The organism is Muriicola jejuensis (genome assembly GCF_010671595.1).
Classification (GTDB): Bacteria; Bacteroidota; Bacteroidia; order Flavobacteriales; family Flavobacteriaceae; genus Muriicola; species Muriicola jejuensis.
Genome location: NZ_JAABOP010000002.1, coordinates 508,366 through 530,204, shown reverse-complemented (window position 1 = coordinate 530,204; position 21,839 = coordinate 508,366). Strand labels below are relative to the sequence as shown.

Sequence of the window (21,839 nt, the reverse complement as noted above, 5' to 3'; positions counted from 1 at the left end):
TCATCTCCTGGATGGGGGTCCAGGCCATCACGCGGGATGAACTCGCTTATCTCTTTGTGATGTACGGCCTTGGATTTGCAATGATCTTCCTGTGTTATGCCCTTATGTACCGCAGGGCCTACAGAAGAACCAGGAGCGTGAATTCCTCCCTGGATCTCCTATTCTATTCCCAGCATTTCAGCCTCTATGTGATCACTGCATTTTTGTCTGTGATCCTCGGAATATTAAAAGTAGGTATTACCTTTGGAGCTCCGGGTTTCTTTTACGCGGTCCTGGGACCCTTTTGTTTTGCACATGCGACCTGGTTCGAAAAGAAATACAGAAAAAATATATCATGAGAAAATACCTTTTTACCCTGATGCTGTTGGTCTCAACCGCAACTTTTTCCCAATCTTCAAAGGATATCTACGACATTGTAAATGCAGTTTCTGTCGATCGGATCGAAGCAGATGTAACGACCTTGGTCGGGTTCGGCACCAGGCATACGCTGAGCGATACCACCTCGAGTACGAGGGGCATCGGAGCAGCCCGCCGATGGATCAAAGGGGAATTTGAAAAGATCTCCGGGGATTGCGATAGTTGTTTGGAGGTTTTCTATCAGAAAGGTCTCGTGAAAAAGGGTGAAAACCAGCGGATTGTGAAAGACGTCATGGTGGTCAATGTGGTGGCTCTGCAAAAAGGGACCAAATACCCTAACCGTTATATCATCATGAGCGGGGACATTGATTCCAGGGTCAGCGATCCGACGAATTATACGGATGTCTCCCCGGGGGCCAATGACAATGCCAGTGGCATGGCCGGCACCATCGAGGCGGCAAGGGTCTTATCGAAGTACAGTTTTGAGAACAGCGTTATCTACGTCGGACTTTCGGGAGAAGAACAAGGGCTCTTCGGGGGCAAATTCCTGGCGGAATACGCCAAGGAAAAAGGCTGGGAAATCATAGGCATCCTCAACAATGACATGATCGGCAATATAAAAGGTGTCGATGGGGTTGTGAGCAACAGGGATTTCAGGATCTTTTCGGAACCGGTTCCGCCTACGGAAACAGACCGGGAGCGCGGCGCCAGGAGGTTTTACGGAGGTGAGGTGGATGGGATCTCCCGCCAGCTGGCCCGATACGTCCATAAGACGACCAAAACCTATATGCCCGAAATGAATCCCATGATGATCTACCGCCTCGACAGGTTCGGGAGAGGAGGGCACCACCGCCCTTTCAACGACCAGGGTTTTGCAGGGATCCGGATCATGGAGGCCCACGAGAATTACACCCAGCAACACCAGGATATCAGGGTTGAGGATGGGATCGCTTATGGGGATGTACTGGAGCACGTCAATTTTGAGTACGCGGCCAAACTTACGGCGGTCAATGCGATCAACCTGGCCTCCCTTGCATGGGCACCGCCCGCACCCAAGGAGGTCCAGATCGGCGGTATAGTGGAACCTTCCGCCAAATTAAAATGGAGTGCCTCGGAGGGTGCTGCCGGATATAAGATCTACTGGAGGGATACCACCTCCCCTACCTGGGATTACTCCCGATATGTGGGGAATGTCAACGAATTCACTCTCGATGGTATCGTAATAGACAATTATTTCTTTGGAGTGTCGGCAGTAAGTGCAACGGGCTTTGAAAGTCCCGTGGTCTTCCCCAACGGCATTTTCAGAAACTAGGAGATCCTGATGAAATTCAACACCAGGCGTTTTTTATTAGGAGGCATCACTGCCCTGGCCTTCCTGGGTTGCCTGGAGCAAAAGGAAAACAGGACCGCGAAAAAAGATCTGGGAGCACTTCCGGACCTCAATATCGTTTTCAGGGATTACGAACAACTGGAAAACAAAGGCAAATACGCCCAGCTGGCCAGAAAGATCACTGAGGCCAATACCGACCTCCAGTCTTCCGAACTCTTTGTGGAGGCCGCTTCCCTCTACCTGCTCTCGGGCAATAAGGATTCTGCTGTTTCCCACCTCCACAATGCTATTGACCGCGGCATGGCCAACCCTGGCATTCTTGGAAAATTCCAGGGGCTGAAAGGGATAGACAACCCTGAATACAAAAGGCTGAACGCCAGGCTGGACTCTCTGAGGGCCATCCTTAGGAACGTGTCTAACTTCGATGTAGAATCCAGGGCCATGGATCTTTTCTGGCCGTATTTTGAGGAAGCCGTGGCCCACCCTGACAGTGCACGGCAGATCCTCAAAGCCTATATCCTGGAAGGTCCACCTGAGATCAGGGACTATTATGCGATTCGGTATTACAGCACAGATCAGATGTTCGGCCAGATGATCAATGGGGCTCCAAAGTATTATACCTATCTGAAGACCAGGATGCAAAGGGACAGCCTGATGGCCCTACGCGACAAGACCCTGGAAGCCCTGAAGAACTTCAAGACCCTGTATCCGGAGGCTGTCTTTCCCAAGGTCTACGTTGTGCCGGGTCTTTTGAACTCGGGCGGAACTGCCTCTGAAATTGGCCTTTTTATAGGGGGCGACATGTTCGGAAGGTCTTCCTCCATGCCCGTGAATGAGCTGAACGACTGGCAGCAGGAGGCTATTATGGAATTCAATTCCCTTCCCCAGCTCATCCTGCATGAACTCATGCATTATCAGCAGAATTATTCGGATACGCTTCACGAAGACACAGTCCTCTATAAAGTTATTGAAGAAGGCGTATGTGATTTTCTCAGGGAACTGGCATCCGGAATTCCCGTGGAATCAGCCCAACTGAGTTATCTGAGTCAGCCGGAAAACCTCAAACAGGTGGCCTGGCAACTCCGTGAGGACCTCTTTTCGGATGACCTCTCTCTTTGGCTTTACAACGGAGGTTCCATAGAGGACAGACCTGCCGATCTGGGATATGCCATGGGTTACCTCATCACCAGATCCTATTACCGCAATGCGCCGGACAAAAGACGTGCCCTGGCAGATCTCCTGAATACGGACGACATGACCTCCATTCTTAAGGGAAGTGATTTCAGCTACCTAATGGAAGAAGACCCAGATATATAAATCGTACCCTATGAAAAAGTGTGTAATTCTTCTCCTCCTTGCCGTTTCCATTCCCTGCGCGTATACTCAAGGTCGGGTCTTCACCCAGCAGGACACTCTGAGAGGGAGCATCACCCCAGAAAGGGCCTGGTGGGACCTGTTGTTCTACGACCTACAGGTGACCGTTGATCCGGCCCAGAAATATATCGAAGGGAAAAACAGGATCCGCTACAAAGTCCTGGAAGAAAGTCAGGTCATGCAGATAGACCTTCAGCCCCCTCTGAAAATAGGGGTCATAACCCAAAATGGAGTGCCATTGGACTATTGTTCAAAGGGAAATGCCCATTTTATCACCCTGAGGGAAAAACAGGAAGCAGGGTCTGTGGCAGAAATCGAGGTGTCCTATTCTGGAAAGCCAAGGGAAGCAGTGAACGCACCCTGGGACGGGGGATTTTCATGGAAGGAGGACAGAAACGGGACGCCATTTATCGCGACCTCCTGCCAGGGCCTGGGTGCCAGTGTATGGTGGCCCAACAAAGACCATATGTACGACGAGGTAGACAGTATGGCTATCAGTGTAACGGTGCCCAAAGGATTGATAGGTGTGGCCAATGGCCGACTCAAAAATACTGTGAACAAAGGGGAGCAGATCGCCTATGAATGGTATGTGAGCAACCCCATCAACAATTACGGGGTGAACGTCAATATTGGGGATTACGTGCACTTTGAGAACACATATGAAGGGGAGAAGGGGAAGCTGGACCTGTCCTATTATGTCCTTCGCGATAACCTCGAGGATGCCAAAAGGCAATTTGCACAGGTTCCGATGATGCTGGAGGCCTTCGAACACTGGTTCGGGCCCTATCCCTTTTACGAGGACAGCTTCAAACTGGTGGAGGTCCCTTACCTGGGGATGGAACACCAGAGTTCGGTGACCTATGGGAACAAATACCAGAACGGCTACCTCGGGATGGACCTCTCCGGTACCGGCTGGGGCCTGAAATTCGATTTTATCATCATACACGAAGCCGGGCATGAGTGGTTCGCCAACAACATCACCTACAAGGACATAGCAGACATGTGGGTTCATGAGGGTTTTACCGCCTATTCGGAAAACCTCTACCTGGATTACCACTTTGGGAAACAAGCCTCTGCTGAGTACGTAATAGGAACAAGGAGAAAAATTCGCAACGACAGGCCCGTGATCGGGCCATATGGAGTCAACAAGACAGGTTCCAGCGATATGTATTACAAAGGTGCCAATATGCTTCATACCCTCCGGCAATTGCTGGAAGATGATGAGAAGTGGCGCAGTATCCTCCGGGGGTTGAACGAAGAGTTCTATCACCAGACGGTCACCACCCAACAGGTTGAGGATTACATCAGTGCCAGATCGGGCATCGACCTTACCGAATTCTTTGAACAATACCTGCGTACGACCATGATCCCCGTCCTGGAGTACCGCCTTTCAGAAGGGGAGATCACTTACCGCTACACCCGGGTGGTTCCCGGATTCGATATGCCTGTTCGGGTCTATGCAGATGATGAGTCTCACTGGCTCTTCCCCAAAACCGACTGGAAAACGGAAAAGATCGAGGGCATTGAGAAGATGATCACAGACCCAAACTTCTTGGTGGTTCCTATGGAGCTCCGCGACTGATTTTGTTTGATTTTTAAAGGTTTCTGAAAGGGCTGTCCGGAATTCTTTTTACCTTTCTGGGCTACCCCGGGTATGGGGAAGCAATCGAAAACCCTTAACCTATGAAAATCAATATCTTCCTCCTTATTGCACTATTTGCGCTTGGATGCCGTGAACCTAAGCCTAAATCAGAGAAGGATTTCCTGATCGCCGATGTGACCCTGGTGGATCCCTCAGATGGCAGTCTGCACGATCATAGCTTCGTGGAGATCGATGCCGGGTTGATCATCGGGATCACAACCTCAAAGCCGGAAGATTCATCCTACAAAACCGTGATCGACGGGCGTGGGATGTTCCTCATGCCCGGCCTGGCAGAGATGCACGCCCATATCCCCTCTCCTCCCGCCAGCCGGGAAAGTGTGGAGGAGACCCTCCTGCTTTACCTCGCCAACGGGATCACGACCATAAGGGGGATGCTGGGGCACCCTTCCCATTTGGAACTCAGAGAACAAGTAGAGAGTGGAGAGGTCCTGGGGCCCAGGATCTTCACTTCCAGTCCGTCCCTCAACGGTAATTCCGTTCAAACTCCGGAAGAGGCAAGGGAAAAAGTGACCCAGTACCAGAAGGACGGGTATGATTTTCTGAAAATACACCCGGGGATCAAAAGGGAGGTCTTTGATGTACTCGTGGCCACGGCCCGTGAGACCGGGATCCCTTTTGCCGGGCACGTACCTGTGGATGTCGGGATCAGACACGCCCTAATGAGCGGGTATGCCTCTATCGATCATGTAGATGGTTTCCTGGAGGGTTTGGTCCCGGAGGATATGAACGCAGACCCAACAGCCAATGGGTTCTTTGGATATAACTTCACGACCCTGGCCGATCCGGCTCTTATCCCTTCCCTGGTAAACCTTTCGAGGGAGCACAAAGTATGGATCGTACCCACACAAAGCCTTTTTGAGCGATGGTTTGCCCCTGTATCCGCGGAAGCACTGCTCGCTGAGCCAGAAATGAAATACATGCCGGTGACCACGCTGACCAATTGGAAGATACGAAAGGAACAATCCACTGCACCCGCCACAGGATTCACTAAAGAGGGATGGGAGAAATTCCATTCTATTCGCCAACAACTGATCAAAGCGCTGAGCGATGGCGGATATGGTATACTGTTGGGCTCAGACGCTCCCCAATTGTTTAACGTCCCCGGGTTTTCCATCCACCACGAGATACGCGGAATGGAGGCTGCGGGGATGAGTAAACAGGAGATCCTGAAAAGCGGGACCTTAAACCCTGCCCTTTTCTTTGATGAGGAGGACAAATTTGGAAGGATTGCGGATGGCCTGGAGGCCGATCTCATCCTCCTTAGGGAGAATCCGCTTCAGGATCTTGAGGCCTTAAAAAAAATAGAGGGCGTCATGGTCAGGGGAAAGTGGCTCGATAGAAAGACCCTGGACAAAAAACTCAATGTGATCGCAACCCGCGCTAAAGAAAGATAGATGAAAACCGAGAAATTACTAAGTGTATTAAAGAAAACAGGGCTTTTGGCCATTTTATTCTTTTGTGTACAGGCCAGTGTGGGACAGATCCTCTTAAAGCCAGACCGCGTATTTGACGGACAGACCCTGCACACAGGCTGGGTTGTGGAGATCGAGGGCGAAAGGATCAGCTACGCCGGACCGGAAGATCTCTGGAAGGCCAAACCCGGTACAGAGCAGATCTCCCTGGAGGGGTATACCCTGCTTCCCGGGCTCATAGAAGGCCATTCTCACCTCCTCCTGCATCCGTACAATGAGACTTCCTGGAATGACCAGGTGTTGGTCGAATCACCTGCTGAACGTGCGATCAGGGGAGGTGTACACGCCGAAAAATCGCTGATGGCCGGGATCACGACCATGCGCGATCTGGGTTCTGAAGGGGCGGGATACGCTGATATCGCCTTAAAAAAGACCATAGAGGAAAGGATCATTCCCGGGCCGCGTTTACTGGTGGCAGGTCCGGCCATCGTCGCTACGGGGGCCTATGGTCCTAAAGGCTTTCACGATGGGGTTGTGGTCCCATTGGGGGCGGAAGCGGTAAGTGGAAAGGACGAGGCTATCAGGGCCGTCCGACGTCAACTGGGGAACGGGGCGGATTTTATAAAAGTATACGCCGATTACCGCTGGAAGGCAGGCGCTGCCTCCCAGCCTACTTTCCTGCCTGAAGAACTGAAGGCCATGGTGGATGCGGCCACATCCGCCGGATCATACGTCGTGGCCCATGCCAGCACCCCGGAAGGAATGCGAAGAGCGGTCATGGCAGGAGTGGAGACCATAGAACACGGTGACGGGGGGACCCGGGAGGTATTCGATCTGATGAGACAGAAAAAAGTGGCCCTCTGCCCTACCCTGGCGGCCGGACATGCCATTGAACGCTACAGGGGATGGGATCCGCTCAGGGATCCGGACACCGAACGGATCATAAATAAGAAAAGGTCCTTCCAAATCGCCCTCGAATCCGGAGTGACCATCGCTTTCGGAGGAGATGTGGGAGTATATGCACACGGGGAGAACTACCGGGAACTCGAATTGATGGTGGCATACGGCATGCCTGCCCTGGATGCCCTCAGATCAGCAACCCGCATAAATGCCGGGGTGTTCCACCTGGAAGGACTGGGCGAGATTAAAAAGGACATGATGGCCGATATAATTGGGGTTAAAGGGGACCCTACTTTGGATATCAGCCTGATGAGGGAGGTCGCCTTTGTCATGAAAGGGGGAATGTTGGTTAAAAAACCATAGGCGTACGGTTCGCCCATCCGGGTCCGGAAATACATGTGGAAGTGATGGAATTATTCCCTACTTTTATCAATATAACCAATTAATAACCAGTAAAATGAAAAAACTTTGGGCTATTGCCCTTCTCAGTGTCCTACTCTTGAGCTGCCAGGCAGAGAGTCAGGAAGAAAAAGCGGCCAAGGAAGCTTTTGAAGCAAACTCCAAAACCGTATTAGCCAATCTGAAAGGATGGCAGAACGAGAACCTGGACTACTCTATGTACGCCCCTGATTTTGTAATGCTCAGTACCGAATTTGGTGCGGAAAAGGATTCCGTAAGCCTCGAAGAAATGAAGGTGTACGACAAGGAAATGTGGAACACCTTTGATTTTCGATTGGTAACCGATCCGCCCACTTTATTGCCAGGAGTGAATTCGGATACCCGGAAAATGGACGGGTCCGTAAGGCATTATTCTGAATGGGAAGTGACCCTCCCCGCCACGGATTCCACCGAGGCCCGTTCAGGCAGGATCAAATTGTACGAGTCCTTTGATTTCAACCCAGAAGGCAAGATCATTTATCAACAGGCCTATGGGGATTTCTCAGGAATTATGATGTATCTCATGCAAAATTAGGGCTTCATTGTCCTTAAAGACAGTGCCTTTACCACCCGGTAAGGCACTTTTTTATTTGAATTTTTTCCTCAGACTACGCTCGGTCCGGAGGAACAGGGCCACACAACACATCGCCAGTAAAAGGACAAAGATCACGACGCTGGTGATCTCATCCATATCCGTGATAATTGCCAATGACAAGCCCAGGACGCCCATGATCGCACCCTGTTTGATCATTTCATTGGCAGAATAGACCTGGGCGTGGTCCCATCGGTCCTGAGATTGCATGGAGGTTTTGGTTCGGTATCCGTATAAGTGGTTGATCCTTTTCGGCGGGTACTTTCTCAGGATCGCACCCAGGAATACGAAGGTGATGCCGGTAATGGCCAGAAATAAAAAAATGGGGTTCATCCCGAAGAGAGGCTGCACGATCTCTATGTCTTTTGTACAAAATTAGGTGAATGAAACGGGATCTTCATTAACAACTCTTTAAGAATTTCCCGGGGCCTTTTTGGTATATTTAGCCCTTGTCTATATAAGTTACACCAAATGAAAAGAACACTACTACCCCTGATGCTCCTGGCATCCCTTTCCCTGATTGCCCAAGAGTTTACGATGGACCTGGTGCAGGACCTTAAACCGCGGAATATAGGACCCGGCGGCATGAGTGGCAGGGTCACTGCCATTGATGCGGTACAGAGCGACCCCGACATCATCTTTGCGGGAACCGCTTCGGGCGGCTTGTGGAAGTCCACCTCAGGAGGGATCAAATGGGATCCGGTATTCGATAAGGAAGTCACCGCTTCCATTGGGGCTGTCGCCATTCAGCAAAGTAACCCCTCAGTGATCTGGGTGGGTACAGGAGAAGGGAACCCCAGGAACAGCCTTAATGGCGGATACGGTGTATACCGGTCCCTGGACGGGGGTAAGAACTGGACCCTGATGGGATTGGAAAAAACCCGACACATACATCGCATCATCATAGACCCCACGGATCCGAATACGGTCTATGTGGGCGCCATCGGATCACCCTGGGGAGAACATCCGGAACGAGGGGTTTTTAAGACGACGGATGGGGGGAAGACCTGGAATAAGATCCTTTTTGTAAACAACCGCACAGGGGTGGCCGATATGGTCATGGACCCGACCAACCCCAACAAGATCTTCGCAGCCATGTGGGAACACAAAAGGGATCCCTGGTTCTTTAAATCAGGGGGTCCCGGAAGCGGACTCTACATGACCCACGACGGAGGGGAACACTGGAAGAAGATAACGGAAGATGACGGCCTGCCAAAAGGGGAACTGGGCCGGATCGGGATCGCCGTGGCCCGGAGCAGGCCCAATGTGGTCTATGCCCTGGTGGAGGCGAAAAAGAACGCCCTCTACAGGTCCGAAGACGGGGGTTTTACCTGGAAAAAGATCAACGACAAGGAAGATATCGGAAACAGGCCCTTCTATTACTCCGAGATCTACGTAGATCCTCAGAACGAGAATCGCGTGTATTCCGTCTTTACCTATGTCAACGTCTCTATAGATGGTGGAAAGAACTTTTCTGAGCTGATGCCGGCCTACAGGGTAAACAATGGTGTCCACCCAGACCATCACGCCTGGTGGATCCACCCGGAGGATGGGAATTACATGATCGACGGAAATGACGGGGGACTCAACATCACCCGTGACCGGGGTGAGAGCTGGCAATTTATCGGCAACCTTCCCGTTGGGCAATTCTACCACATCAGCACAGACAACGAATATCCGTACAACGTCTACGGGGGCATGCAGGACAACGGCTCATGGAGGGGTCCGGCCTATGTCTGGAAAGACCAGGGCATCCGAAACAGTTACTGGCAGGAGATCGAATTCGGGGATGGTTTCGATGTGGTCCCCGACTTGGATGATTCCCGTTTCGGGTATGCCATGAGTCAGCAGGGGAATGTCAGTCGGTATGACCATATCACGGGGAACAATTATACGGTACGCCCCACCCCTCCTGATGCCGGGACTGAATTGCGCTTCAACTGGAACGCGGGGATAGGACAGGATCCTTTTGACAACAGCACTGTGTATTTCGGCAGCCAGTTTGTCCACAAAAGCACGGACAAAGGCCTCACCTGGAAAGTGATCTCCCCGGACCTCACCACCAATGATCCGGAGAAACTCAAACAGAGCGAGAGCGGCGGACTCACCATGGATGCCACCGGGGCCGAGAACCACTGTACTATATTAGTTATAGAACCTTCCCCGGCCGAGAGGGATATGCTCTGGGTAGGCACCGATGACGGCAGGGTGCATATTACCATGAACGGGGGATCCAGCTGGACGGAAGTGACCCAGAATCTAAAAGGCCTGCCTAAGGGCAGCTGGATCGCGCAGATCAGGGCCTCGGCTAAGAACAAAGGGGAAGCCCTTTTGATCGCCAATGACTACCGAAGGTTCAACTATACCCCCTACGCCTACAGGACAAGGGATTACGGAAAGACCTGGGAGCGCATCGTCGATGGGAACGATGTCAAGAGTTACACCCTCTCCATCATAGAAGACCCCGAAAATCCTGAGCTGATGTTCCTGGGTACGGATGACGGACTATATGTTTCCTTTAATGGTGCGGGTACATGGCAAAAATGGACCGAAGGATTCCCAACGGTTTCCACCAAGGACCTGGCGATACATCCCCGTGAACAGGACCTCGTCATAGGCACCTTCGGACGTGCTGCCTGGGTATTGGATGATATCCGACCCCTAAGGGCCGTAGCCGCAGACCCCGCGGTCCTAAGCAAACCCATCGCGGTCTTTGATCCTCCGGTGGCCTATCAGGCAGCCTATCAGCAGCCTTCGGGGAGCCGTTTTGGCGCTGATGCCATCTTCAATGCCAAGAACCGGGAAGAAGGAGCGATGATCACTTATTTCCTGAAGGAAGGGAAAAAGGAGGAAGCCAAAAAGAACGGAAAGGATACTGCTGAGGAAGGTGAAGAGGATAAGGACTCAGAGACCTCCAAAAAGACAAAAGATTCCGTAGTGGTAGAGATCTTCAGGGGAGAGGACCTGATCCGGACCCTGAAGTACAAAACTCCTGAAAAAGCCGGCTTTCACAGGGTTTACTGGAGAATGGACGAAAAAGGCCCGGACAGGCCTTCCCGTACCCTGCGCAAGCGAACCCGGGAGTCTGGTGGGGTTGACGTAAAACCCGGGAAATACCGGGTAGTGGTCTCCCTCGGAGATCACAGGGATGAAACCGAGATCACGGTCGCCTCAGACCCCAGACTTCAAGTATCCCGGAACGCCATCGAGGAGGTTTACACGGCCGCCAAGAAGTTGGAAGGATTCATGCAAACAGCCGCGGATGCGGTAGAACAGCTTGCGGAGAGCAAGAAGATCGCCGAGAAATACCAGAAAGATCTCACCGACCTCGACAAGGAAAAGTTCAAGGAAGAGATCAAATCCTCCAAAGAGATCGTCAAAAAGATCGACGGACTCATCGACCTCTTTCTGGGAAAAGAGGACAAGCGACAGGGGATCACCCGAAATCCCGAGATGACCGTTACCAGGAGGATAGGGATCGCAAGCCAGTATGTGAGCTCCAGAAAAACCGGGATCACTTCTACGGAGACGCAACTCATGAATTTTGCCGAAGCCGAACTGAAAAGTGCCCTGGATAAGACCAATGCGTTTTTCAATGAGGATTGGAAGACCTATAGGCAGACGATAGAACCCCTGAACCTGAACCTGTTCAAAGATACTTCGAGCTTCACACTCGATTGATAAGTGAGAACCAAGAACCCGTTACCATGAGTGAACGTAAAAGATCCATAAAGTACATTGTCCTTGCCCTCATATTGCTCGTTTCCGGACTGGTAGGAGCCCAGGAAACTGGAGAAGAAAACTGGGGGGCCTGGTATATGTACTTTGGCACAAATCAGGTTTCCGATAAACTCAGTATCCATTCGGAAGCCCAGTTCCGGTATTTCGAGACCCAGGGAAATTTTAACCAGCTCCTGCTGCGGACCGGTCTGAACTACCACATCAATCCCGATGCCATCGCCACCCTGGGATACGCCTATATCCTCACCGACAATACGTTTGAAGAATTCGAAGGGGACATAGATTCCAAAGAGCACAGGATCTTTCAGCAGTTCATTTTGAAGAATAAGGTCGGGGAGTTCCTTTTTGAACACCGGTATCGCCTGGAACAGCGGTTCATTGATTTTGGTGATTTCACGGATACGCAACACAGGGCGAGGTACCGACTGCAGGTGACCCTCCCCCTGACCGATACCTTTTTCCTCAACGCCTATGATGAGGTGTTTCTCAATTTACAGGATGATATCTTTAATCAAAACCGTCTCTATGTTGCCTTAGGAGTGCATATCACAGAAAACAGCAGTTTACAGGTGGGATATCTGAAGAACCACTTTAGCAGGATCGATTTCGACCGACTCCAGGTGGCCCTCTTCTTCAACCCGGACCTGAGGAAGAAGAAATGAAAAGGATCGGAGTTGTAGATTGACTCCGCCTTTATTTTTACGTAACTTTAGGAGTTGAATTAAAAAACACGTACCATGAAAATATTGAAATTATCTGCATTAAGCCTTCTACTGATCCTCGGATTTGGCTGTAAAGAAGCAAAGAAGGAGGCCAGTGAAGCCGCTGAAGAAATGGATGAGGCGGTGGAAATGGTCAAAGAAGAAGTGATGGAAGAGACCATCGCCTTTAAGATGGAACCCAAGAGCGACAGCAAGGTAGCAGGAGAGGTTTCATTTACTGAAAAAGATGGCAAGGTCATGATGAAAGCGAGTTTTTCAGGTCTCACTCCCGGGGAGCACGCCATTCATATCCATGAGAAGGCCGACTGCTCAGCAGCCGATGGGACCTCCACCGGGGGCCACTGGAACCCTACTTCCGAACCCCACGGGAAATGGGGAATGAGCGAAGGCTATCACAGGGGGGATATAGGGAATTTCACCGCCGATGCCGATGGCAATGCCACCGTGGAGTTCACAACCGACCTCTGGTGCCTGAGCTGTGAGGATACAACTAAAAACATTACCGGAAAAGCCGTGATCGTACACCAGGGAGTGGATGACTTCGTGTCACAGCCCAGCGGGGCGGCAGGAGCCAGGATCAGTTGTACAGGTATCATCAAATAAAGGACCTTACCCAAAAAATAGAAAAGCCGTCATCAGACGGCTTTTTTAATGCCTTGTAAAACGAATGACCCTGTGAACTCACATGGAGTTACGCGGTAAAGAACCTCACAGGCCCTGGTAACGCCATTTCCGTTTTAATAAAGACCTTTCTGGAGTAAAAACGTGTTCTATAGCTGGAATTACTTTCTCAATAAATTTTGCAAGGAGCGGTTGGCCATCCAAATTTTAATGAAGACAATTAACATAGCGATGGACCAGCTAATGAAGAGGAAATATTCCATAACGTAGGTGATTTGGGTCGGTTACTTATCTGTTAACTAAATCGCTCAAGAATAATATTTGGGACACTAGTCATGAACTTTAACGATAAAACTATACATTTCGTCTAGAATATCCTAATATTCCTGAGGAAAATCGAACAAAGGAGAAGCGCTTTTCGATGAAATGCAAGGGTAAACCTGCCTTTTAACTCATTTGGGATAGGCCTGCTGTATGGTAATTGTACGGAAACAGGCATCCCGAGTTTCAGATAAGCCATTTTTTAATGTACTTTGGGCTTAAATCGCATATCATGAATCCCTCGGGACCTGGTTGGATCAACAAATTTGGTGAAGTCGTTCAAAACAAGTCGGGCGTGTACTCAGACTTCGCTACTCTGTACGCCAGTCTCAAAGAATACGGGTTCGTCTATGGGATCAACGTGGGGGTACCTCCCTTTATTACCATAGAGCATGAACCATCGGAAGATGAACGCGGGAAGATCAACCTGCTTACGGCCCTGTATTTCACATTTACCATAGAAAGGCAGAAAGGCGATTTTGAGAAGTTTCTGGAGACCATTTTCACCTTTTACAAGGAACTCAACATAGGTCGGAGTTCCTTCCTCAACAAGATCCTAACCGGGAAAAAGACCTCCGATCAACTGGAAGCCCTGATCGATTCCAGGGTATTTTTGGACGACAATGTGGTCACCAGGACCTTTAATAGCATTATCACCAATTCCCTTCTCTTTATCGATGTACTCACCTTCCGATTTTTCCTCAGGGGAGAGAAAGAAGTGGTGAAACAGGCTCAGAAACTGGAATACCTGACCATCAATATCACCTACCACGCCCTCAATGCCAAGGAAAAGAACAGGGCAGATGAAAAACTCTCCCAGTTGTTTGCTTCTTCCCTGACCTTTATCAATGCCGAGGACCAAAAGTTCGACGGCACCTACAGAGAGATGTTGATCCATAACTGCTCTCCTTGGGAGAATCAGTACTTTCTCGATGTGGCCAGCCTTACGGTATGGGAAGATTATTCCGTGGATTATAAAGAATCCCAGTATATCTATGGGATAGGAAAGGACATGGGGTTCAATGACAAACAGATCGCAGCCTCCCTCGAGGAGATCGCTGCATTCTTCAAGAAGAACATCAAAAAGATCTCCTTCCTAAAGGACACCAACATCGCGGTTCAGTTCTACGACAGCATGTCCCGGGTGGTGAATAAACTCATCCTCAGAAACAGCAAGCGCTTGCAGAAGGAACTGTCTGAAAGCAAAGAACTGGTCTACCTCATCTCGAAAGGGACCGTAAAGGAATTGAGTGTCTCGGAAAAGAAAAAAGTACAGGAACAGCTGATGGATATCTTTAAAAGTATCCCTTCCCTGGCCATCTTCATGCTGCCCGGTGGAGCCGTACTCCTGCCCATCTTTATCAAACTGATCCCTACCTTACTGCCCTCCTCCTTCGATGAGAACCGGGTCATAAAAAAGGTGGAAAACGGGCAAAAAAAGGACTATAAGAAAAATCTATAGATAGTATTACTCAGTTGTTTTTCAGATAATTGAATATCTTCATTCCAACCATAACTTAAAATCCCTTACGCGCTCTCTGCTCACGATGATCTCCTCTGTCCCATTCTTTTTCAGCTTGATCTGAAGCCTCGAATTGGTATAGGAAATGATATCTTTTATGTGGTTGACGTTTACGATATATTTCCTGCTAACCCGAAAAAACAGCTTTGGTGGGATTTCGGTTTCGAGCTGCTCCAGGGTGGTATCCAGAAGGTAAGACCTGCCTTCCGTGATCGCGGCATAGGTACCCTTGTTCTCGCTGTAGAAACATTCCACATCATCTGCATGGATGATCTTGAGGTGCTGCCCTACCCTTACCGTAAATCGCATTTTGTATTCCCTCTCGATCGGATTGATCAGCATCTTTTTGATGTCCTCAAAATCAATGGCCATTTTCGGGGCGAGGCCTGAGGTCCGGGACCTGAATTTATCGACTGCTTTTTTCAGTTCATCCTCATCAATGGGTTTGAGCAGGTAATCGATGCTGTTCAGTTTGAAGGCCTGAAGGGCATATTCGTCGAAGGCGGTCGTGAAAATGATGGAACTGCGGATCTCCAGGAGATCAAAGATCTCGAAGGACAGACCGTCCGAAAGCTGTATATCCAGAAAAATGAGGTCGGGATGGGGATTTTGCTGGAACCATTTCAGGGATTCCTCTACGGAATGCAGGGTTTGCCCCGATTGGATCCCGAGTTTTTCCAGCATTCTTTCCAGCCTTCTGGCAGCGGGTTTTTCGTCCTCAATGATGATCACTTCCATTTCTCTGTGTTATGCTGTTCGTGTTCGTCTATTGCCATCGGGGCCCTTCCTCCTTCTCCATCCATCTGCGGATCTGGTTTTCCTCCCATTCTTTTACGAATTTCATCTGGGGGCCAAATACCCTCAGACCGTGGAATAATAATCCTATTCCCCACAGTACAGGTACCGCCAGCACATTCCAGAACAACCATTCCAAAAAGGCAGGATCCAAATCATTCATCTTCATTTCAAGGATTCCGATACCCCTTAATCCCTCGATCACTATGATGGTATTCACGATCAGGTAGGCGGTGAGGTGTTTGTAGAATCCCTTTATCCTCCTGACCCTTTCCTGCGCCTTTTTATAGGCGGTAAGTCCCGTATTTTCCATGACTATTTGTATTTTGACGCGTCTCTCTTGTCTTTTTCGATCAACTTCCTGATCTGTCTTTCTTCCCATTTCTTGCCCAAGACAGGGTTGTAATCAAATGCCTTGAAGGCGTGGAACGCCAGGCCGATCCCCCAGAAAAATGGAGTAAAAAAAGTGCTGAACTGCCAGAAGGGCTCTGTGCCGTTCCACGACCTGACGAGCATGTTCAGGAGAATAAAGGAATTTATTACCACATACACAGTTAAATGGATATAGAATCCCTTGAGCTCTTCTACCCTTTTTTTAGCTCTTTCGTATTTTTCGTTTTCTGTTCCCTTGTATTCCATGGTCTATCATTCAATTTCTATTCCCAGCGTTTGATCTCATCGTCCTCACGCATAAACTCCTTGATCTTCCTCTCTTCCCAGGACCGGCCAAAGAAGGGGTTGAGATCAAAGGTCCCGATGGCGTGGAAAAGGATTCCTATCCCCCAGCCAAAGGCCGCCCAGAGGAACCACATATACCTCCATCCATTGGTGAGGTAGTTGATCAGTGCCAGGACCGAGATCACCACGATATAGGAGGCGAGGTTGGTGTAAAACTTCTTGAGCCGGTCTACCCGCTCCTTGGCCCTTAAATACTTGCTTTCTTTGTTATAGTCTTCCATGATCAGTGTTTTGTGATTATCAGTACTTCAAAATTCCTTTTTTCAAATTCTTTTTAAAAGAATAGTTTACCCAATTGCCTGTTTCCGCTGATGAATCGTCGATCATACCCCAGAAGAAGTCTGCCGCAACTCCTTCACGGGGATCTAAAGATCATCTTGTTCCATGAATTCACGGATCTTCCGCTCTTCCCATCGCTTACCCCACAGGGGGTTGTACCCAAAGGCTTCCAGTCCGTGGGTGATCACCCCCAGTCCCCAACCCAAAGCCGGGAATAATACCCAGGGGAAATCGGTGGAGCGATAATTCAGCCACGCCAGAAACGGGATCACTAAACAATACGCAAATAAATTGCCGTAAAATCCCTTGATGGCCTCTACCTGTTCCTTGGCCTTTTTGTAACGTTTGTCCTCAATAATGGCCCTTTGTGATTCCATACTGCCTATTTGTTTGGTAAGCATCGGCAGCTCTACGCTGAACTCTGATGCCGTTTTGTGAATGCGGACTTTTCGGTTCGATAAAATGGAGTACCGCTGCTGTATGTTGAGTAATCCCACCCCGCTGCTGCGTTTGATCACGGGTTTTTCCTGCAGGTTGTTTTGTACCACCAAATTCCCGTCCTTCTCGTATACACGGATCACCAGAGGTTTGCCCGAAGTGACCACATTGTGTTTTACTGCATTCTCGAGTAAGAGCTGGAGGGATAGGGGGACGATCCTGGCCTCGGGATTCGACACGTTCTCCGGGATCTCAAATTGGATCCCGTCCTCAAACCTCATGGTCAGGAGTTTAATATAGGTCCGGGCAAAATCGAGTTCCTCATCCACGGGAACCAGGTCCTTGTTCTTTTGTTCCAGCACATATCGGTATACCTTGGACAGGGCCGTGGTGAATCGCTGGGCCTGGTCCGGGTCCTCCTCGATCAGGCTTGTCAGTACATTCAGGCTGTTGAAGAGGAAATGGGGGTCGAGTTGGTTTTTAAGGGCATCGAACTTGGCCGAGGCCGTCCCGGCAATGATCTTCTGCTCCTTGATCTTGCTGTCCTGCAGCGCTTTCCAGAAATAAAATGCATGGATAAAGAGGGAAACGACCAAAGTGATCACCAGGGCGATGATGTAATTCACGATCCTCTCATTTTTGAGAAAGGTATTGAAGTCGGCCCCGTATATGATCACTTCCACGAACCAGCGAACCAGACCAAAGGCCAGTACCGTCAGGATGACAGAACCTATGGCCCCGAACCAGAGTCTTTTTACCGGTTGTGCCTCCCAACTGTATATACGGCTGGCATAATTGTGAAAAGAGGAACCCACCCAGGTCAGGACAAAGCAATAAATGAATGATATCCCCGTCTTTTCAAGGACTTCCATAAAAAGAACGGGTTCCCCGAAATTGACGATCAGGTTGAGAAGGACGATCACCACCGTGAGCAGGAGGGAAACCTTCATCACTATACTAAATTCTTTCATGCCTTGTTTTTGTTCAACTGCCGGAACCTAGAATAAAGGTAGCAAAACCATATCGATGTTCTGTCATCAGGCTTGCAGCGTTCCGGATATCAGTCTCTGTTTCTTTCAGGCAAAAATGGCCTTAAGTGGGTTCTGATCGAAAAGTTTGCGACCGAATTGTAAGATTTCCCGACCCAGTCGCAGGAACACCTATGGCAAATTTGATGTATTTTGCGGGGCTATCGTCAAAAAAAGGCCCATGTATATCCCTTCCCACTACAAGAACGAAAACCTATCCGAGGTAAGAGCATTCATTACCTCCCACCCCTTTGCCATCCTGGTAAACCACCTGGACGGCAATCCGTGGGCCACGCATACACCGCTAGAGCTGACCACAGACAGTGAGGGCAGGGACGTACTGATCGGACATATCGCCAGGGCGAACCCACAATGGCATGCCTTTGAAAAGAACCCCCGCGTACTCTGCATCTTCCAAGGTCCCCACACTTATGTATCTTCATCCTGGTACAGGGAGGAGGAGGTGCCTACCTGGAATTACATTGCAGTACACGTATACGGCACCCTGAAGATCATGGGGGAAGCGGAGGTCCTGGCCTGGCTCGGCGGTCTGGTAGATCACTTTGAGGAATCGGAAGAGAATCCCGTCTCCCTGGACCGGATGTCTGAAGCCACGCTTCGGCAGGTGAGAGGGGTCGTTGGCTTTAGAATATACATCGAGGAGATTCAGGCGGCCTACAAGCTCTCTCAGGGCCGGGAGGCAGACCACCCCAGGATCATTTCCGAACTGTCTTCCAAAGAGGACCACGGCAGCAGGGAAATTTCCGGGATGATGAAAAAAAGGGCTTCCGGAAACAAAGACTGACAAGGACTTTCTTCGTTTCTTATCCCAAAATCATATGGTCTGCAAGTGTTTGAGAAGCTCATCCCGGTAAGACCTGCTCAGGGGGATCACCTTCCTTTTGATCTCCACATGGCCTTCTCCCAGCACATCGAGCTTAGAGATATTGACCACAAAAGAGCGATGCACCCGAACGAACAAGGTATCGGGGAGTTTTAATTGCATATCCTTCAGGGTGGTTGCCAAGACGTAGTTCTTTTTTTCGGTGATCAGGTTACAGTAGTTCCGATCTGCCTCGACGTACAGGATATCTTTCAGCATCAATTTCACCATTTGGCCCTGATGCCGGATAAAAATCCGGTCGTTGAGCAGTGCCACATATTCTTCCTCATCCTCTTCAGTGTCTTCCCGTTTTTTTAATTGTTCAGCAGCGAGGGCCAGAGACCTGGTGAGTTCGCGCATGGTTATCGGTTTGTCGACAAAGGCAAAGGGCTGGGTCTTCTTGGCCTCTTCAAAAGTGGCTTCATCGTTATTGGCAGTAATATAGATAACGGGGATTTCTGATACTGCCTTGATCTTTCTAACGGTTTCTATCCCGTCCAGTCGACCTTTCAGGTTGATGTCCATGAGGATAACATCGGGCTTGTTAAGGCGGGAATGTATGACCGCTTCCTCTCCCCTGGTTTCGATCCCGGTCACCTCGTACCCGATCTTGGTAAGCTGGAGGGAGATGTTGGAGGCAATGATCATGTCGTCCTCCACGATGAGCACTCTTGTCTTTTGTTCCATGTCAGGCCGCTTTTGAAAGTTGAAATTCAAAGGAAACGGAGGTTCCCTTGTCTACCACTAATTGCATTTCCCCGTCTAGTTGAGCGGTTAGCAGAGCGATCAGTTGGGTGCCGAATCCCGTACCCAGGGCATCATCGGAAATGACTTTACCCACCCCATCGTCTGAGACCTCCAGATGGAGTACCCCTCCTTTTTGTGTGAGGGCTACCTGAATACGACCTTTGCGCTCCCCGGGGAAGGCGTATTTAAGGGCGTTAGACAGCAATTCATTGACGATAAGCCCAATAGGGATAGCGTGATCGATGTCTACCCTTACAGGATCCATCCTGCATTCCAGCTTCACACGCTCCTCCAGGCCATACGAATGTATCACGTGGTTTCCCAGGTTCTGGAAATAGTCCTTCATTTCTATGTGGGAAAGGCTTTTCCCCTGGTACAGCCTCTGATGGATCATACTCATGCTGTGGACGCGTTGCTGACTTTTGACCATGGCACTCCTTAGCTTGGGATCGAGGATCTGTTCGGATTGGAGGGCGAGGAGGCTGGAAACGATCTCCAGATTGTTCTTTACCCTGTGGTGGATCTCCTTGAGGAGAAATTCCTTTTCCTCGTTCTGTATTCTCAATCTTTCATTATTACGGCGGTTGTTTCTCGCCGATTTAAAGATCAGGATGAGGTAAAGGAACAACAAAATGATCACAACGATCCCAAGGGTCTGAACTATGCGCTGCTTCCTGATCTGAATTCCCTGAAGTTGAATCGTATTTTCTTTATCTGCAACTTCAAATTCGGTCTCGATCAGGGACATGCGCTCTGCCGCCTCGGTAGTAAAAACTTCTTTCTGGAGTTCGTCGTATTTTTCAAAGGCTCCATACGCATCCCGATAATTGTGGTTGCCTGCGTAGGCCTTCCCCAGGTTCTGATAGGCATCGCTTAAAAAGAAAGCATCCCCGAAATCGGCAGTGGCAATTTCAATGCTCTTCTGCAGACTGGAGATGGCCGATTGATACTTGCCCTGTAGCCTCTGTAATTTTCCCAGGGAGAGCCAGGAGCGCATGAGCATGAAATTGTTGTGGAGGAGCTCGCTGTATTCGATCGCATGCAGGGCGGCCGCTTCCCCCTGAGCAAGCTGGTTGGTCTGTGCGTAGAGATCGGCCATGGAAATATAGATATCGCTCAGGTTGTTATAAAATCCGTATCGTTCCCCAATGGCAATGGCGTGGCTGTAATACTTCAATGCCTGGGAGGTCTCTCCAAGGGCCAGGTAATTGTTGCCGACTACGTAGAGTGTAAAATCATAATCCAGGTCGTTCAGGCCTCTACTTTCAAATAAGTTCAGGGCCAGAAGGCCCTGTTCAAGACCCTTGTCGTATTTTTTCTGTTTCCAGAACAGGTTGCTCAGATCGCTATATGCAAGGGCCTGGGCGTGGACGTCCCTGAGTTGCCTCCCAAGTTTCAGAGACCTCATGGCATATTCTGCCGCTCTGGCAAGATCGCCTTCGCGTTCCGCGACGTAGCCCAGCTGGGCATAAAGCATAGGTAGTTCTTCCTTACGGACCCGCTTCATGGCTAACCCGAGAACAATCCTGGCGCTATCTAGCTTTTCATCCCTGAGCAAGATGGCCCCCTGTGTAATTTGAAACCGCCCTTCCCATTGGGGAAGATCCAGGGCCCGGGCCTCCCCTAGACCTATTTGAGTGAATTGGTACGCCTTTATAAGATCCCTCGTATGCCAGTAATAGGAGAGGTCATTCAGGATAGTCAGTCTGAGGGAATCCGAAGGAGCTTTAGCATAGGCAACTTCCAGGGTGTCGAGGTAGGAAGGGCCGAAATTATCTGTTTGCTTAAAGACCTGTTTGTAAGAATTTTCTTCGCCAAAGTCGATAATCTGGGACATGAGCCTGTGGGCACTCCCAAGGAGGAGGCAGCAAATCAACAGGGAGAAAGGTCTTGTTCTCATTTCAATTCATAACTCGCCGTTAGGGAAATGAGGCTCCC

Annotated in this window: 20 protein-coding genes; 12 read left to right on the top strand and 8 right to left on the bottom strand. The window is 49.8% G+C overall.

Features of this window, described 5'->3' with window-relative positions; translation table 11 throughout:
- Window positions 1-11 precede the first annotated feature (11 nt).
- From GWK09_RS10460 to GWK09_RS10430, 7 genes are all read left to right on the top strand, one after another.
- Window positions 12-338 carry a hypothetical protein gene (locus GWK09_RS10460; RefSeq protein ID WP_163693338.1) on the top strand — a complete coding sequence of 109 codons (327 nt, stop codon included), beginning with the start codon at window positions 12-14 and terminating at the stop codon, window positions 336-338.
- The gene (locus GWK09_RS10455) at window positions 335-1,669 is read left to right on the top strand and encodes a M28 family metallopeptidase (RefSeq protein WP_163693337.1); all 1,335 of its coding nucleotides are present in this window, start codon (window positions 335-337) and stop codon (window positions 1,667-1,669) included. Before GWK09_RS10460 ends, GWK09_RS10455 begins: the two co-directional genes overlap by 4 nt.
- A 9-nt stretch (window positions 1,670-1,678) precedes the next feature.
- Window positions 1,679-3,004 (top strand): DUF2268 domain-containing protein, encoded by a 1,326-nt coding sequence (locus GWK09_RS10450; RefSeq protein ID WP_163693336.1) that lies wholly within the window; start codon window positions 1,679-1,681, stop codon window positions 3,002-3,004.
- Between the two features lie 10 nt (window positions 3,005-3,014).
- Window positions 3,015-4,643 (top strand): M1 family metallopeptidase, encoded by a 1,629-nt coding sequence (locus GWK09_RS10445; RefSeq protein WP_163693335.1) that lies wholly within the window; start codon window positions 3,015-3,017, stop codon window positions 4,641-4,643.
- Between the two features lie 101 nt (window positions 4,644-4,744).
- Window positions 4,745-6,118, top strand: a complete 1,374-nt coding sequence (locus tag GWK09_RS10440) for an amidohydrolase family protein (RefSeq protein WP_163693334.1) — start codon at window positions 4,745-4,747, stop codon at window positions 6,116-6,118.
- On the top strand, window positions 6,119-7,399 hold the full coding sequence (locus tag GWK09_RS10435; protein WP_163693333.1) for a metal-dependent hydrolase family protein: 1,281 nt from the start codon (window positions 6,119-6,121) through the stop codon (window positions 7,397-7,399).
- 94 nt (window positions 7,400-7,493) lie between these two features.
- Complete coding sequence (locus GWK09_RS10430) at window positions 7,494-8,009, top strand: hypothetical protein (protein ID WP_163693332.1); 516 nt, start codon at window positions 7,494-7,496, stop codon at window positions 8,007-8,009.
- A gap of 51 nt (window positions 8,010-8,060) precedes the next feature.
- Here GWK09_RS10430 and GWK09_RS15090 read toward each other — a convergent pair whose 3' ends face one another.
- Window positions 8,061-8,417, bottom strand: coding sequence for an SdpI family protein (locus tag GWK09_RS15090; protein WP_163693331.1), 357 nt, complete (start codon window positions 8,415-8,417; stop codon window positions 8,061-8,063).
- Between the two features lie 120 nt (window positions 8,418-8,537).
- Here GWK09_RS15090 and GWK09_RS10420 point away from each other — a divergent pair, with 120 nt between their 5' ends.
- From GWK09_RS10420 to GWK09_RS10405, 4 genes are all read left to right on the top strand, one after another.
- Window positions 8,538-11,747: a WD40/YVTN/BNR-like repeat-containing protein gene (locus GWK09_RS10420; protein ID WP_163693330.1), complete on the top strand. Its 3,210-nt coding sequence runs from the start codon at window positions 8,538-8,540 to the stop codon at window positions 11,745-11,747.
- Window positions 11,748-11,773: 26 nt separating this feature from the next.
- On the top strand, window positions 11,774-12,469 hold the full coding sequence (locus GWK09_RS10415; RefSeq protein ID WP_163693329.1) for a DUF2490 domain-containing protein: 696 nt from the start codon (window positions 11,774-11,776) through the stop codon (window positions 12,467-12,469).
- A 75-nt stretch (window positions 12,470-12,544) separates the two neighbouring features.
- Window positions 12,545-13,132, top strand: a complete 588-nt coding sequence (locus tag GWK09_RS10410; RefSeq protein WP_163693328.1) for a superoxide dismutase family protein — start codon at window positions 12,545-12,547, stop codon at window positions 13,130-13,132.
- 571 nt (window positions 13,133-13,703) lie between these two features.
- A complete protein-coding gene (locus GWK09_RS10405) occupies window positions 13,704-14,933 on the top strand; it encodes an LETM1-related biofilm-associated protein (protein ID WP_163693327.1) in 1,230 nt (409 codons plus the stop codon).
- Between the two features lie 39 nt (window positions 14,934-14,972).
- On the opposite strand, the gene GWK09_RS10400 is transcribed toward GWK09_RS10405, so the two are convergent.
- From GWK09_RS10400 to GWK09_RS10380, 5 genes are all read right to left on the bottom strand, one after another.
- The gene (locus tag GWK09_RS10400; RefSeq protein ID WP_163693326.1) at window positions 14,973-15,731 is read right to left on the bottom strand and encodes a LytR/AlgR family response regulator transcription factor; all 759 of its coding nucleotides are present in this window, start codon (window positions 15,729-15,731) and stop codon (window positions 14,973-14,975) included.
- 28 nt (window positions 15,732-15,759) lie between these two features.
- Window positions 15,760-16,101 (bottom strand): 2TM domain-containing protein, encoded by a 342-nt coding sequence (locus GWK09_RS10395; RefSeq protein WP_163693325.1) that lies wholly within the window; start codon window positions 16,099-16,101, stop codon window positions 15,760-15,762.
- 2 nt (window positions 16,102-16,103) lie between these two features.
- Complete coding sequence (locus GWK09_RS10390; protein ID WP_163693324.1) at window positions 16,104-16,427, bottom strand: 2TM domain-containing protein; 324 nt, start codon at window positions 16,425-16,427, stop codon at window positions 16,104-16,106.
- A 17-nt stretch (window positions 16,428-16,444) separates the two neighbouring features.
- The gene (locus tag GWK09_RS10385) at window positions 16,445-16,747 is read right to left on the bottom strand and encodes a 2TM domain-containing protein (RefSeq protein ID WP_163693323.1); all 303 of its coding nucleotides are present in this window, start codon (window positions 16,745-16,747) and stop codon (window positions 16,445-16,447) included.
- A gap of 144 nt (window positions 16,748-16,891) precedes the next feature.
- The gene (locus GWK09_RS10380) at window positions 16,892-18,214 is read right to left on the bottom strand and encodes a 2TM domain-containing protein (protein WP_163693322.1); all 1,323 of its coding nucleotides are present in this window, start codon (window positions 18,212-18,214) and stop codon (window positions 16,892-16,894) included.
- A 238-nt stretch (window positions 18,215-18,452) separates the two neighbouring features.
- Between GWK09_RS10380 and GWK09_RS10375 the strand changes: the two genes are divergently transcribed.
- Window positions 18,453-19,076 carry an FMN-binding negative transcriptional regulator gene (locus tag GWK09_RS10375; RefSeq protein ID WP_163693321.1) on the top strand — a complete coding sequence of 208 codons (624 nt, stop codon included), beginning with the start codon at window positions 18,453-18,455 and terminating at the stop codon, window positions 19,074-19,076.
- A 30-nt stretch (window positions 19,077-19,106) separates the two neighbouring features.
- Here GWK09_RS10375 and GWK09_RS10370 read toward each other — a convergent pair whose 3' ends face one another.
- Complete coding sequence (locus GWK09_RS10370; protein ID WP_163693320.1) at window positions 19,107-19,841, bottom strand: LytR/AlgR family response regulator transcription factor; 735 nt, start codon at window positions 19,839-19,841, stop codon at window positions 19,107-19,109.
- 1 nt (window position 19,842) lies between these two features.
- Complete coding sequence (locus tag GWK09_RS10365; protein ID WP_163693319.1) at window positions 19,843-21,801, bottom strand: sensor histidine kinase; 1,959 nt, start codon at window positions 21,799-21,801, stop codon at window positions 19,843-19,845.
- Window positions 21,802-21,839: the final 38 nt, after the last annotated feature.